Raw genomic sequence first — 12290 nt, 5'->3', positions numbered from 1 at the left:
CGGCGGAAGGGTCAGAAGCCTTCCGGGGCGTGCGGCACATAGTGCTCGCCGAGCCGGCGCAGCTCGTCCTCGCCGAGCGCCAGTTCGACTGCGGCGACGGCGTCGGTGATGTGCTCCGGCCTCGTCGCCCCGACGATCGGGGCGGTCACCGCCGGCTGGTGCAGCAGCCAGGCGAGCGCGACCTGGGCCCGGGGAACCCCGAGTTCGGCGGCGACCTCGGCGACGGCGCCGACGACCAGGCGGTCGGCCTCCTCGGCCTGCTTGTAGAGCGTGCCGCCGAAGATGTCCGTCTCGCTGCGCGCGGTGTTGACGTCCCAGTCCCGGGTCAGCCGGCCCCGGGCCAGCGGGCTCCAGGGGAGTACCCCGACGCCCTGGTCGAGGCAGAACGGCAGCATCTCCCGCTCCTCCTCCCGCATGATCAGGTTGTACTGGTCCTGCATGGACACGAACCGGGTCCAGCCGTGCAGGTCGGCGGTGTACTGCGCCTGCGCGAACTGCCACGTCCACATCGAGGATGCGCCGAGATAGCGCACCTTGCCGGCCCGTACCAGGTCGTGCAGCGCCTCCATCGTCTCCTCGATCGGCACCTCCGGGTCGTACCGGTGGATCTGGTAGAGGTCGATGTAGTCGGTGCCGAGCCGGCGCAGGCTCTCGTCGACCTGGGTGAAGATCGCCGCCCGGGACAGCCCGCCGCCCTTCGGACCCGGACCCATCCGGCCGTGCACCTTGGTGGCGATGACCACCTCGTCCCGCCGGGCGAACTCGCCGAGCAGCCGGCCGGTGATCTCCTCACTGGTGCCGAGGGAGTAGACGTTGGCGGTGTCGAAGGTGGTGATCCCGGCCTCGACGGCCTGCCGGAAGAAGGGGCGCGCCTCGTCCAGGCCGACCGACCAGGAGTGTGTGCCGCGCTGCGGGTCGCCGAAGCTCATGCATCCGAGGACGACGCTCGACACTTCCAGCCCCGAGCCGCCCAGCCGTACGTACCGCATCTCTACTCCTCGCCTCGTCCGTCGTCCTGCCCGACGCGCGCACCGGGCCCCGGCAACGTACCGGCGGGCGGGGTCACCGGGGAACCCCGGACGCCCGCGCTAGCCGCCGGCCGGGGCGGACCCGGCCCGGCCGCGCAGCCGGCGCAGCATCCGGGCGTCGCCGAAGCCGACCGCTCGGGCGGCGGCCTCGACGGTGGCGCCGTGCCCGATCAGGTGCTCGGCGCGTTCGACCCGGAGCAGTTGCTGGTAGCGCAGCGGCGTCACCCCGACGGCCCGGACGAAGACCCGGGTGAGGGTCCGTTCGCTGACCCCGACGGCGGCGGCCAGGTCGGCCAGGGCCAGCCGGTCGGCGAAGCGGGCGTCGATGACGTCCTGCACCCGGTGCACCACGTCGCTGATGTGGCCCCGGTGTCGCAGCATCGCGCTGGTTTGCCGCTCGTCGCCGTTGCGCCGGGCGTAGACGACCATCTCCCGCGCCACCCGGGCGGCGAACCCGGGGCCGTGCCGCACGGCGAGCAGGTGCAGGGCCAGGTCGATCCCGCTGGCGATGCCGGCCGAGGTGACCACGCGGTCGTCCACGACGTAGAGCACGTCCCGGACCACGACGGCCCGGGGATGCCGACGGGCCAGCTCGTCGGAGAGGTCGTGGTGGGTGGTGCAGCGCCGGCCGTCCAGCAGCCCGGCGCCGGCCAGCGCGAACGCCCCGGCACAGACGCTGGCCACCGTGCCGCCCCGGCGGTGGTGCTGGACCAGCCGTTCCAGGGTCGCGGCGGTGAACCCGGGACGACCGGCCCGGCCGGGCCGGTCGGCGGGCCGCCATCCGGGCACCACGATCAGGTCGTCGGGGCCCAGCTCCGGCCAGTCGGTCCGGGCCCGCAGGGGTACGCCCTGGGTGGTGTCGACCTCCTCCTGCTCGCCGACGTAGTGCAGGACGTAGCCGCCGCCGAGGTCGGCGGCGGTGGAGAACGCCTGCGCCGGGCCGGCCAGGTCGAGCAGGTGCAGCCGGGCGGCGAGCAGGAAGAGGACGTTCGTCACCCGGCCGGCTCCGGCACGGCGGCCCGGTCGACGACCGCCGGGTCGCCTCCGGTACTCCCGCCGGTCAGCTCCGCCACGGTACGGATGGTGGCGAAGCGGCCGGCGAGCGCGTACTCGGTACGCGCGACGATCTCGTCGACGCCGAGCGTGCGCGGGTCGGCGAGGATCTCGGCGAGGGTACGGCCGGGCGGGGCGTCGGGATGCTCGATCGGATTCGTCGCGGTCGCGTCGGTCACGAACGTCACCCGGTAGCCGAGATCGCTGGCGAGTCGGGCGGTGGTCTCGACGCACTGCTCGGTACGGATCCCGCAGACCGCCACCTCCACCACCCCCGCCCCGGTCAGCAGTTGCTGGAGGTTGGTGGTGGTGAACGCGTTGTGCGAGGTCTTGTGCAGCACCGGCTCACCGGGCTCGGGCTCCAGGCCGGCGATCAGCCGGACGTGACCGAGCGCCGGGTCGAAGACGGTGCCGGTGCCGGGCTCGGTGTGCAGCACCCAGACCACGAGATCACCGGAGGCCCGGAACGCTTCGGTCAGCCGGCGTACCCGGTCGACGAGGTCTGGGTTCGAGGTGGCCGCCCAGATCGGCCGTTGCCGGAACGACTCCTGTACGTCGATGACGACGAGTGCACGGGATGACATGCCACCGATCCTCTCCGCTCGACGTCGACGACGGCAGACACCATCCTGCCCGGCTCCGGAACGATCCGGTCAGCGAGCCCGGACCGGCGCACTCCCCCGGACGGCCGGCGGCCCCTCCCGGTCGAGGTGCAACCGGAAGGGGCCGCCGTGAACGGTCGACGAGCTAGCCGTCGGTCACCGGGTGACGCCGAAGACGATCCGGCTGAGGGTGTCCTCGGTACCGGTGAAGCCCTCGCCCGGGTTGAAGGTGTCCTCGCCGAAGTCGACGTCGGGGTCGTCGGCGGTGCCGCCGACGCCGTCCGGGCCGACCGCGAACATCAGCGGGAAGTTACCGCCCTGGTCCATGATGTTCGCCTGCTCGTTGAACTGGTCGACGTGCCAGTTGCCGAAGAAGTGCCCGGCCTCGTGCGCGGTCACGTTGCCCACCGCCCGGCCGACGAACTCGACCCGGTTGCTGGCCTCGGTGATGTACGTGTTCAGCGACGGCTCCTCACCGGCCGGGTCGCTCAGCACGTCCAGCAGTACCAGCGCGGAGTCCTGGGTGCCGAAGTTGCCCGGGTCGATGTACTGCGCCACACCGATGGTCGGTACGCCCGACTCCTCGATGCTGCCGCCGATGATGATCCGGCTGACGTTCGCCTGCCCGAACGGGTCGGCGTGGTCCCGGCTGTTCAGGATCCGGATGTCGAAGCGCGGGTTGAGCCCACTCTCGATCATGTCGTGCCGGAGGTTCTCCCGTACCCCGGCGATGATCCCGTCGATCACCGCGTCCTCGTCGGCGGCGGTCAGCCCCCACCGGCCGAGGAAGGCCCGCATCGGGCTCAGGGTGCGCACGCCCGGGCCGCCGAAGATGGCGGTGTTGATCCGGGCACCGTCGAAGTCGAGGAAGAGCGTCTGCCGCGGCTGCTGCCCCGACCGGTACGCCTCGACCGTGATGTCGTACATGCCGTCGCCGAGGCTCACCCCGACGTAGTGCCAGCCGGCCTTGTCGGCCACGTGCTCGGTGACCGCGTTGCCGCCGCCCGGCAGCGGGCTGTTCGGCGGGTAGAGGGAGGAAGCGTCCTGGTCGGACCCGTGCACCTCGCGGCCGTCCGGGTCGTAGACCGTGATCTTGGCGGCCGAGCCCTCGACCGAGGCGCCGACCACGTCACCCGGCCGCAGCTTCACGGCGAAGAAGTCGGTGTCCTGCTCGGCGGTGCCGATGGTGACCTGGTACGGCCCCTCGCTGCCGGCACCCCCGCCGCTGGCCGAGTCGAACGGGTCGGCCGGGAGGGTCGGGAAGCCGATCACCGCCACGTAGTAGGTGCCGTCGGCGGCGAACTGGTGCACCAGCAGGCTGTCCAGTCCCTCCGGGCTGTCGTCGTTGAGCGCGATCAACTCGCCCTCGGCGTCGTAGAGCAGGACGACCGAGTCGAGTTCACCGGCCGGCGTGTCGACGTCGACCGTCAGGGTCCGGCCGGCGACGCCGGTGACCTCGTAGAAGTCGAAGTCGCCGCTGCCGCTGGCCGCGCTGCCGTGCGGGCCGTCCCCGATCGCGGCCGTGGTGGTGACGGCCTGCTCGGTGGTGCCGACCCCGGTCTCGCCGGCCAGCGGGATGGCGCCGTCGTCCTCCGGGTTCGGCCCGATCTCGGTCGCGTCCACCTGCTCCGGGGAGAGGCTGCCGACGATCCGCAGCCGGGGATTGTCCTCACCGCCCGTACCGAATCCGGTGATCCGCTGTGCGTTCGCCGGAGTGTCGTTGCCGCCACGGATGCCGGCCGGTTCCTCCTCGTCGGCCAGTACCGGTGCGGCGGCCGCCGCCCGCTGCTGCGCCCGCAGCCCGGCCCGCTGGTCGCCCTGCTTGGCCAGCCAGTTCTTCCACCCGACGTAGTCCGCCTTGGCCGGGTCCGGCAGCAGTGCGAGGAACGGGTTCGGTCCGGCTGGCTGCTTGGCGGCGCTCGGCTTCACCTTGGCGAGGCCGATGGCCGGGGCGCTGGTGACAACGCCCGCACTGCGCTCGTCCGTACTCGGCCGAGCCTGGGCGCCGGTCGCTGTCAACCCTGTCGCCGCCAATGTTCCGGCGGCCAGGATCGCGATCGTTCGACGCATGTATCCCCCTCCGTCATGCCATCACTCCGGTGGCCCCCGCCACCGATGGCTAACGTGACGCTACTGATCTCGAAGGGAAATTAATAGAAGCAGCGACATATCTGAGTACGCCTGTCGGTTGTTTTCCAGAGTCGGTTCCAACCTGTCGCGCCTGGCCGGCATGTATCCGGCAGAGCGAGTTGTCGTGGGAGGAATCGTGGAGGACGAGGTTGGCTTCCGGGAGTTCGTCGAGGCACGGCTGGTCCGACTGTCCCGAGTGGCCTACCTGCTGACCGGGCGGCACCACGACGCCGAGGACCTGTTGCAGGCCGCGCTGGTCAAGGTCGCCGCACGGTGGCGGCGCGTCGCCGCGACCGGCGACCCCGAGGCGTACGTCCGGCGCGTCATGTACAACGAGCGGATCCTGTCCTGGCGCAGGTGGCGCCGGCAGGTGGTGCAGCCTGCCGAGGGCGTACCCGAAATCGGGCCGGCCGGGGACGCGGCCGACGGCGTGGTTTCCCGGCTTCTCCTGGAACGCGCCCTCGCCCGGCTCACCTGGCGACAGCGGGCGGTGCTGGTGCTGCGGTTCTTCGAGGACCTCTCGGTCGCCGAGACGGCGGCGGTGCTGGGCTGCTCGACCGGCACCGTGAAGAGCCAGACCAGCCATGCCCTCGGTCGGCTGCGGACCCTCGCCCCCGAACTCGCCGACCTGATGAGTGGACCGATGGAGGTGTCGGATGAGCGGGTTGAGGGACATGTTCGATGAGATCGCCGAGCAGGCGAAGGTGTACGACGTCACCGGCCGTGCCGTCCGGGTCGCCCGGCGCCGCCGCCGGGCCGCCCGGCTCGCCCCGGTGGCCGCGGCAGCGACCGTGGTCGCCTTCGGCACCGTCGCGGTCGTCGGACTGCGGCCGGACCCGCCCGTCGCGCAGACGGTCGTCGCGGTACCGACCGTCGACTGGCTGCCGGACCGGCTCGACCTGCCGGCGTCCGGGCCGGATGCCCTGCCGGCCAGCGGCCCGGTCGGCCCGGGTGTCCTCGTCTACGCCGACCTGCGTCCCGGCGCGCCCCCGCCGGTGCTGCTCACCGAGGACGGCCGGCAGCACCGGCTGGCCGAGCCGGTCACCTCGGCGGCGGGCCTGTCGCACACCCGGCCGACCCTCTCACCCGACGGCCGCTGGCTCGGTGAACAGCGCGACGGGCGGTACGTCGTCCGCGACCTGACCGGCACCACCCGGCACCGGCTCCCGGACGGATTCTCCCCGGTCGCCTGGTCGCCGGAGAGCCGCTGGCTGCTGCTGGCCGACAACCTGCACGAGGAGGCGGCGCCGGTCCGGCTCGACGTGACCTCCGGAGACCAGCGGCCGGTGACCGGCCTCGACGGCGAGCGCTGGCAGCCGCTCGCGGTGCTACCCGGCGACGAGGTGTTGTTCCTCGGGACCTCCGACGAACCCGTCCGGCGGACCGACGTCGATCTTCGACAGCTCGAGGTGGTCGGCGGCACCGAGCCGACCCTTCTCCAGCTCAACCTGCGCCGCCACCTGCGGTCGGCGGAGAGCCTGGGCTCCGAGACGCCGAGGATCTCTCCGGACGGCCGGGCACTGCTGTTCAGCGTGGTCGAGGTGGCGGATCCGGAGCAGGGCATGCCGGGGCTGGACCACGGCGGCGACCTGATCCGGGTCGACCTGACCAGCAAGGGAGTACGCCGGATCCCGCTGCCGCACTCCGACCGGCCAGGTCCGGCGGCGGCGAGCCCGAGCCCGGCGGCGGCTCGGGACTGGTGGACCGAGCCGCTCGGCTACCTGCCGGAGGGGGTGTTGCTGCGGCTGCGTACCGCCGACGGGCAGGGTGACGCGCTCCAGGTGCTCGATCCGGCGACCGGTGCCGTCAACACGGTCACCGAACTGCCGGCGCGGGCCCGGGCGGCGGAGTTCGTCTGGCCCCGGGGCTCCTGACCGCAGCTGGCGAAAGACGGCCGGACTCAGCCACCGGGAGGCCGGGAGGCGGTGCTGTCGTCCCGATCCGGGACGGCACCACCGGCCGTCGACGCACCGCCGGCCCCGTCCGTGTTGCCGGCCCGATCCGTGTTGCCGGCCCGATCCGTGTTGTTGCCGGTCGTTTCGGTTCCGTCGGTTCCGTCGGGGTTGCCGTCGGCGGCGGGTGGGGCGATCAGGCGGTCGACGGCGGTGTTGGTGAGGGTGGCGCTCAGCGCGCTGCCGGCGGCGATCCCCCAGCCGACCGGCCCGAGCGGGGTGCAGCCGAAGAAGTGGCTCAGCCCCGGCGTCTGGATCACCCCGGCCAGTACCGCCACCGAGACGGCGGTCGAGGCCAGCACGCCGGGGCTCGCCCCGCCGTCCAGCAGGGTCTGGCCGAGCTGGGTACCGACCAGCGAGGCGAGCGCGACGGTCCCGGCCCGACGCCGGGTGCCGGTGTAGCGGGCCAGCGTCCAGCCGGTGGTCGCGCCGAGGGTGGTGGTACCGGCCCGCAGCGCGATCTCCCGGGTGAGGCTGGCGCCGAGCGAGGTCTCCGGCCCCTCGGTGAGCAGGCCGTCCATGCTCTCCGCCCGGGGTGCCCGGACCGCGATCGCCATCGCCGGAGCCAGGTCGGTGAGGAGGTTGACCAGCAGCATCTGCCGGCCGTTCAACGCGGACCGGCCGGTCAGCGCGGCGGTGAGCACACTGAACGCGATCTCGCCGAGGTTGCCGCCGACCAGGATGCTCAGCGCGTGCCGTACCGAGGACCACATGGCGCGGCCCTCGACCAGGGTGGCGATGATCGTTTCGAGCCGGTCGTCGGTGACCACCAGATCGGCGGCGGCCCGGGCGGCCGGGGTACCCCGCTGGCCGAGCGCGATGCCGACGTCGGCGAGCCGGATCGCGGGCGCGTCGTTGGCACCGTCCCCGGTCATCGCCACCGTACGCCCGCACTTCTGCAACGCCCGGATGATCCGTACCTTGTGCGTCGGCGTGCACCGGGCGACCACGTCGGTCCGGGCCAGCCGATCGGCGAGGGCGTCGTCGTCGAGCCGGTCGAGTTCGGCGGCGGTCACCACCCGCTGGTCGGTGTCGTCGGTACTGATGATCGCGGCGATCGCCTCGGCGGTGGCCGGATGGTCACCGGTGATCATGATGGTGTGCACCCCGGCCTGTCGGATCCGCCGCACCGCCGGGGCGGCGCTCTCGCGTACCCCGTCGGAGAGGGCCAGGAAGCCGACGAAGGTCAACCCGTCGACGTCGTCCTCGGTGACCGTGTCGGCCGGCAGTTCCCGTTCGGCGACCGCGAGTACCCGCTGACCGGCCCCGGCGTGCCGGTCCAGCGTCTCCTGGAGGGCCTGCCGGCCTGCCTCGTCCAGATCCCGGTCGCGGTGCCGGGTGCACCGGGGCAGGATCGTCTCCGGTGCGCCCTTCACGCTGAGCAGATGGTGGCCCCGGTGCCGGCCGACCGTGGCGTGGTAGCCCCGGGACGGCTCGAACGGCAGCGCGTGCTCCTGGTGCCACGGGTGCGTCCGGGTACCGGTGCCGACGCCGGCCCGCCGGGCCCCGGTCAGTACGGCCCGGTCGGTCTGCTGGCTGACCTCCTCCGGACGCTCGGCCGCCGGGGTGGCCCGCAGCGCCGCCGCGAGTACGCCACGCAGTGGCTTGTCCAGCCCGTCGAGGTCGGCGTACCGCTCGCCGTCGCCGACCCCGGCCAACATCAGTTCGCCCTCCGTCAGCGTGCCGGTCTTGTCGAAGCAGAGCACGTCGACCCGGCCCAGCGCCTCGATGGTGCGCGGGTTGCGCACCAGCGCGCCGTGTTCGGCCAGCCGGCGCGCGGCCGCCAACTGCGCGGCGCTGACCAGGAACGGCAACCCCTCCGGTACGGAGGCAACCGCGAGGTTGGCGGCGGTGCCGGCCGACTCCACCAGCGGTACGCCCCGGAGCAGCCCGGCCCCGGCGACCGCCACCGCCGAACTCGCGGCGAGCGGGATCGACAGCTTGGTCAGCCGGCCGAGCCGGGCCTCCACCCCGCTGGTCGGTGCGGCCTCGCCGGCCAGCGCCATGCCCCGGCCGACCTCGGTGTCCGCCCCGGTCGCCACCACCACGGCGAGGCCCCGACCGGCGGCGACGGTGGTCCCCTCGTAGAGCATCGACCGGCGCTCCGCCACGGCGGCGGCCACCACCGGCTGGCTGGTCTTCGTCACCGGCAGCGACTCCCCGGTCAGCGACGACTCGTCGGCCTCCAGGCCGACCGCCTCGACCACCCGGCAGTCCGCCGGGACGGCGTCGCCCGGATCCAGCGCGACGACGTCGCCGGGAACCAGTTCACCGGCGGCGACCACCCGCTCGGTGCCGTCCCGCCGGACCCGGGCGGTCACCGCCGACCGGGAGAGGAGTTCGGCCAGCGACCGTTCGGTGGAGACCCGGTGCGCGGCACCGATCAGCGCGGTCAGTCCGATCACGCCACCGACCAGCGCGGCGTCCGCCGCCGAGCCGACCGCGGCGGAGAGCCCGGCACCGCCGGCCAGCACCGGGGTGAGCGGGTTCGCCAGCTCCTCGACGAACGCCCGGGGCAGGTCGAGGCTCTCGGCCGACCCGGTCGAGGTGGGCCGGCAGCGCCGACCCACCTCATCGGTGGAGAGGCCCGCCCGGTCGGTGCCGAGCCGCTCCAGTACGGTCCGCACCGGCATCAGGTGCCACGGGGTAGGCGGGGCGGCGGTCGAGGTACGCCGGGGCGGCAGCCGACCCGCCCGCCAGACGCCGTGCCCGATCGCCAGTCCGGCGGCGGCGTTGACCGCCGTCATCGACCGTGCCGGCAGTTGCGCCGGTGCCGCGGTGAACGCCGTCAGCGCGCCGAGAGCACTGCCGCCGGCGGCCAGCGCGATGCTCTGCCGGGCCACCGTACGGGCCATGCCGACGGCCTCGACCACCAGTGCCGCCACCGTCAGGTCGGAGCCGACCAGCAGATGCGCGCCCCACGGCGGCCGTCCGTCGGGCCGCCACACCCCGAGGCCGCAGTCGGCGGCGGCCAGCGCGCGCGGATCGCTGGACACCACCGCGACCATCGCCCCCTCGGCCTGCAACGTCCGGATCGACCCGGCGAGTCGTGGCCCGCCGGGCAGGAACCCGTCCGCGAAGTCGTGCTCTCCGCCGCTGTTGCTGGCGTCGCTGGCGCTACCGCTGTTGCCGGCGTCGCTGGTGTCGCTGGCGTCGTCCTCGGCGACCAGCAGGCGCAGGCCGGCCCGCCGGGCCGCTGCCGGCAGCGCGTCGATGCCCGGGGCGGGTTCGGCGGCCACCCGTACCACCGCGGCGAGCCGGCCGCCGGTGGTCAGCCCGAGCAAGGTTCCGCCGTCCGTACCGAGCCGGTCGATCTGCTCGGCACCCACCCCGTCGGGCAGGCGCAGCGAGGCGAGCGGGCCGAGCTTCCACCCGTCGGCGTCGCGTACCCGGTCCGGGGTCTCCGGGTCGAAGAGGTCGAACGCCCGTGCCGCCACCTCCTCGGCATCCGCGCCGGGCAGCGGTGCCAGGTCGGCGAGGACGCCCCGGGCCGAGCGCAGCGCGGCGGCGTCCAGCACCAGTACGTCGAGGCGCTCCAGTTCGCGCAGCACCGTACGGTCCATCGCGATCACGCCCCGACGGGCGAGCAGCCAGCCGAGCCGGGCCGCGTACGCCTCCCGGCCGGCGACGGCCGCGCTCGGAATGCTGGACAGGGCCAGCGCGGCCGCCCGCTTGCGCCCGGCCAGGGAGAGCGCGGCGGCACCGGCGACGGTGCCGGACTCGAGTGCCCGGGCCAGATACCGTTCGACCGGGCCGTCCGGCTTGGCGCGCGGTCGCTCGTCCTGCGGCGGTGCCGCCCGGGCCCGTTCCGGGGTGCCGGCGAGCAGCGGCTCGGCCTGCTCCCACGCGGCCAACTGGGCCCGCGCCTCGCCCCACTGGAGGATCCGGTGGGCGCTGTCCAGCAGGATCCCGGCCCAGCCGCCGGTAAGGCCCTGCGCCAGTACGGTCGCGAGCGGCAGCCAGGAGTCGGCCCGGTGGTCACCGCGCAGCCCTCGCCCGGCGAGCGCGTGCAGCCTCGGGTGCAGGTCCACCGCCCGCAGCAGGCCGGCGAGTTCGCCCGGTGCCCGGGTGAACGGCAGGATCCGGACGGCGGCGGACAGGCCGAGCCCGAACGCGTCGGTCGCGATCCTGGTCATCGCCCGTCGGGTACGCGGACCCTCCTCCGGGGGATGCGGCTCCACGCAGTCCGGGTCGGGCTCCCGTCCGTCGGCACGCTCCACGGCGGCGATCACCGAGATCAGCGCCCGCAGTCGGGGCGCGGGCGTGCCGACCGCCACCACCACCCGCCCGGAGGGGGCGTTGACCCGGGCCCACTCGACCCCGGAGAGCCCCTCCAGTGCCTGTTCGATCTGTGCGGCCAGCCGCTCGCCGCCGGGCTGGGCGATCCCGTGCACCTCGATGTGGTGTCGGCCGGGCCGGGACCAGATCGCCCGGCGCTTGAGTCCGGCGGCCCGGGCGGCCCGGCCCACCATCGACTCGGCGTTGTGCGCGACCCCGGCGACGAGCTGCGGCACGCTGCGAGGCGACAGCGCCTCCGGCAGGGCGGGCAGGGCGGGCAGCTGGAGGCGGCGCAGATCCACGCCGGGGATCCTCAGCCCGAGTGGTGTCATCGACCGGAGCCGCCGGCAGGCCGGCCGGTCCGCCGTGCGGCGGGGCCGCTGTCGCTGGCCGCACTCGGGTAACGCATCTCACCCTCCCAGAGCCGTGGATCGGCCCTGCCTTCCCGGTCGGCGCGGCCTTATGCGCCTTTCCGGGCGAGATCTCCGACCCGCCGCCGACCGGCGTGACCGGGTCAGACCCGGGCCATGGCCGGATCGACGGAGCCGTCCGGGGCGCAGACCTCCGGCCCACCGCAGCTCGCGCCCCCGCCGGCCGGGGCGTGCGTCGCGGCCGGGCGGTCCGGTGCCGCCGGGGCCCGCGTCGCGGCCGGGTTGTCGGCCGCCGTCGCCGCGTCCTCCGGTGCGGTCGGGCCGGTGAGGCCGGCGAGCAGGTGGCGCGGACCGGGGCCGGTGCCGGCCATCACGTCGCCGGGGTTGGAGAGCGCGCACCGGTCCAGCGACAGGCAGCCGCAGCCGATGCAGTCGGAGAGGTCGTCGCGGAGCCGTTGCAGGGCGAGGATCCGCTCGTCGAGCTGCCCGCGCCAGCCGGCCGAGAGCCGGGCCCAGTCCGCCCGGGTGGGTGTGCGTTCCTCGGGGAGGCTGGCCAGCGCCTCCCGGATCTGGGCCAGCGGCACACCGACCCGCTGGGCGAACCGGATGAAGGCGACCCGGCGCAGGACGTCGCGGGCGTAGCGGCGTTGGTTGCCGCTGGTCCGGGTACTGGTGATCAGCCCCTTGGCCTCGTAGAAGTGCAGGGCCGAGACGGCGACACCACTGCGCTCGGCGAGCTGTCCGACGGTGAGGGTGTGTGCGGGTTCGGTCACCGGTCGAGGATAGCTCCGGTACCTCAACTAATGTTCAGGTGTGGCGTGTCCCGCATCCGGTGGTCGGCGGGCGGAATTCGGTGGACCCGGTCGGCCCGCGACC

General features: G+C 74.1%; 6 protein-coding genes and 2 pseudogenes. 2 read left to right on the top strand and 6 right to left on the bottom strand.

The features are described 5' to 3' along the window. Positions 1 to 11: 11 nt before the first annotated feature. The 4 genes from C6361_RS17565 to C6361_RS17550 form a co-directional block, all read right to left on the bottom strand. Positions 12 to 989: an aldo/keto reductase gene (locus C6361_RS17565; RefSeq protein ID WP_107268379.1), complete on the bottom strand. Its 978-nt coding sequence runs from the start codon at positions 987 to 989 to the stop codon at positions 12 to 14. A 99-nt stretch (positions 990 to 1088) separates the two neighbouring features. Continuing rightward, positions 1089 to 2024: a GlxA family transcriptional regulator gene (locus C6361_RS17560; protein WP_107268378.1), complete on the bottom strand. Its 936-nt coding sequence runs from the start codon at positions 2022 to 2024 to the stop codon at positions 1089 to 1091. After that, positions 2021 to 2665 (bottom strand): cysteine hydrolase family protein, encoded by a 645-nt coding sequence (locus C6361_RS17555; RefSeq protein WP_107268377.1) that lies wholly within the window; start codon positions 2663 to 2665, stop codon positions 2021 to 2023. Before C6361_RS17555 ends, C6361_RS17560 begins: the two co-directional genes overlap by 4 nt. Before the next feature lie 174 nt (positions 2666 to 2839). Further along, positions 2840 to 4753 (bottom strand): PPC domain-containing protein, encoded by a 1914-nt coding sequence (locus C6361_RS17550; RefSeq protein ID WP_159079367.1) that lies wholly within the window; start codon positions 4751 to 4753, stop codon positions 2840 to 2842. Positions 4754 to 4949: 196 nt separating this feature from the next. Between C6361_RS17550 and C6361_RS17540 the strand changes: the two genes are divergently transcribed. Both C6361_RS17540 and C6361_RS17535 read left to right on the top strand, forming a co-directional pair. Further along, positions 4950 to 5498, top strand: coding sequence for a SigE family RNA polymerase sigma factor (locus tag C6361_RS17540; RefSeq protein WP_234359541.1), 549 nt, complete (start codon positions 4950 to 4952; stop codon positions 5496 to 5498). Continuing rightward, the gene (locus C6361_RS17535; protein WP_107268376.1) at positions 5470 to 6687 is read left to right on the top strand and encodes a PD40 domain-containing protein; all 1218 of its coding nucleotides are present in this window, start codon (positions 5470 to 5472) and stop codon (positions 6685 to 6687) included. The genes C6361_RS17540 and C6361_RS17535 overlap by 29 nt, the downstream gene beginning before the upstream one ends. A 51-nt stretch (positions 6688 to 6738) precedes the next feature. Here the strand turns inward: C6361_RS17535 and C6361_RS17530 are convergent. Together C6361_RS17530 and soxR are read right to left on the bottom strand one after the other, a co-directional pair. Next, positions 6739 to 11375 (bottom strand): annotated as a pseudogene (locus C6361_RS17530) (HAD-IC family P-type ATPase); the annotation flags it as partial. A gap of 374 nt (positions 11376 to 11749) precedes the next feature. Next, positions 11750 to 12187: pseudogene (soxR, locus tag C6361_RS38215) on the bottom strand (redox-sensitive transcriptional activator SoxR); the annotation flags it as partial. Positions 12188 to 12290 lie beyond the last annotated feature (103 nt).

Origin of the sequence: Plantactinospora sp. BC1 (genome assembly GCF_003030345.1) — a bacterium.
In the GTDB taxonomy this organism is placed as follows: domain Bacteria; phylum Actinomycetota; class Actinomycetes; order Mycobacteriales; family Micromonosporaceae; genus Plantactinospora.
The sequence above is the reverse complement of the archived record's forward strand: the minus strand, read 5'-3'. Positions and strand labels throughout refer to the sequence as shown.

Excerpts from the sequence above, each read along its gene's own strand:
- C6361_RS17565 (WP_107268379.1), bottom strand. The coding sequence starts at position 989 with ATGCGGTACGTACGGCTGGGCGGCTCGGGGCTGGAAGTGTCGAGCGTC.
- C6361_RS17555 (WP_107268377.1), bottom strand. The coding sequence starts at position 2,665 with ATGTCATCCCGTGCACTCGTCGTCATCGACGTACAGGAGTCGTTCCGG.
- C6361_RS17550 (WP_159079367.1), bottom strand. The coding sequence starts at position 4,753 with ATGCGTCGAACGATCGCGATCCTGGCCGCCGGAACATTGGCGGCGACA.
- C6361_RS17535 (WP_107268376.1), top strand. The coding sequence starts at position 5,470 with ATGAGCGGGTTGAGGGACATGTTCGATGAGATCGCCGAGCAGGCGAAG.